2 protein-coding genes are annotated in these 1,730 nt (G+C 44.8%); both read left to right on the top strand.

Going from position 1 to position 1,730, the window contains the following annotated elements; translation table 11 throughout:
- On the top strand, positions 1-334 hold a 334-nt coding region (locus AC1DUA_RS36415; RefSeq protein ID WP_477504369.1), incomplete at its 5' end, for an ABC transporter permease.
- 117 nt (positions 335-451) lie between these two features.
- Positions 452-1,730: sugar ABC transporter ATP-binding protein (locus AC1DUA_RS36410; protein ID WP_477504368.1), on the top strand; the 1,279-nt coding region annotated here is incomplete at its 3' end.

Raw genomic sequence — 1,730 nt, 5'->3', positions numbered from 1 at the left:
CGGTACACCTATGCACTGGGTGACGATTATTGCCTTTGGCATTAGCGGGCTGGCGGCAGGAGTCGGAGCCGTTCTGGAGACCTCAAGGCTGAACTCCATCTCTACGTCATCCTCAGCGACTACCTATGAGCTAGATGTGATTGCAGCCATTGTCATTGGTGGCGCCAATTTATCGGGCGGAAAAGGGACAATCTGGGGCACCGCTTGCGGTGTGCTCATTCTAAGCATGATTAGTAACTACATGAATCTTGAAAATGTGTCGCCTTACCTACAAGGCATTCTTAAGGGAATCCTCATGCTGGCAGTCTTGTACAAACAGAAGAAAATGGATTAGAAACGTCTGTGATTCCGCAGGAAAGTGAAGTTTTAACATCGTTTTATTCATTGTTGCCAAGGGTCAAAACCTCTATCATCAAAGTATGGATGGTGAGAAGAGGAGGAGAATCATGGGATGCTGGTAATGAAAAATATTAGTAAGGCTTTCAATGGCATGAGCGCGCTTGATAACGTGAATCTGGTGTTAAAACGGGGCGAAGTTCTCGCATTAGTGGGAGAGAATGGCGCAGGCAAATCTACCTTGATGAAAATACTCGCGGGTATTCATGAACCGGATGAAGGAGAAATTCTGCTAGATGGAAGACAGGTTAAAATCCATTCACCTACGAGTTCTCAGAAGCTGGGAATTGGTATTATTCATCAGGAATTGAATTTAATCTCCCATATGACGGTTGCAGAGAATGTGTTTTTGGGGAGAGAGCCTCGCAAGTTGGGCGTATTCACGGATAAGGAAAACATGGTCGCTGAAACACGGCAGCTCCTGGAAAGCTTTCATTTGGATCTGGACCCCAACGCAAAGATTCATTCATTAAGTATAGGTCAACAACAAATTGTTGAAATTGTGAAAGCGTTATCGCTTGACGCAAGCATCCTCATTATGGATGAACCGACAGCTGTACTTGAGGAAAGAGAAAGCGCCCGACTATTTGAACTGATTCGCAAGTTTAAAGAACGGGGCACCTCCATTATCTATATTTCGCATCGCTTGAACGAGTTGCGCCTGTTCTGTGACACCGTAACCGTTATGCGCGATGGACAGAATGTAGCGACATTACCGATGTCAGAGCTAACCGAACGTTCGATAGCTAATCTAATGGTAGGCCGTGAATTGAATGAATTGTTCCCATCCAAGGCTTCTAATTTCGGTGAAGAAGTATTGAAGGTAGAGAATTTGTCGCTTAAGCCTTATTTCAACAATGTGAATTTCAGCGTACGCAAAGGTGAAGTTGTAGGTTTCTCGGGGTTAGTTGGCGCAGGTAGAACGGAATTGGCCCGTACTTTATTCGGCGATTGGAAGCCGGACACGGGCAGGATGTACTGGAAAGGAAAACAGGTTCATTTGCGTAATCCAGCCGACGCGGTTGAGTTGGGGTTTGGCTTCGCAACAGAGGATAGAAAACAATCTGGGTTATTTTTGGATATGAGTATTACGCAAAATATTACAATCACAGTTCCGAAAAAAGTGAGCAAATGGCAGGTGATTAATCGAAAAATCGAGGATCAAACCGTAGACCGGAAGGTAAAGGAATTAAATATTAAAATAAATAAAGTAACCCAGCCTGTGAAGAGCCTGAGCGGCGGTAATCAGCAAAAAGTAGTTATCGCCAAATGGTTGGCAACAGACTGTGACCTCTTCATCCTGGATGAGCCAACACGAGGCATTGATGTAGGAG

This window comes from Paenibacillus sp. 01T422, from assembly GCF_056398785.1.
Note: the sequence above shows the minus strand (reverse complement) of the source record. Positions and strands in the feature narration are given on the sequence as shown.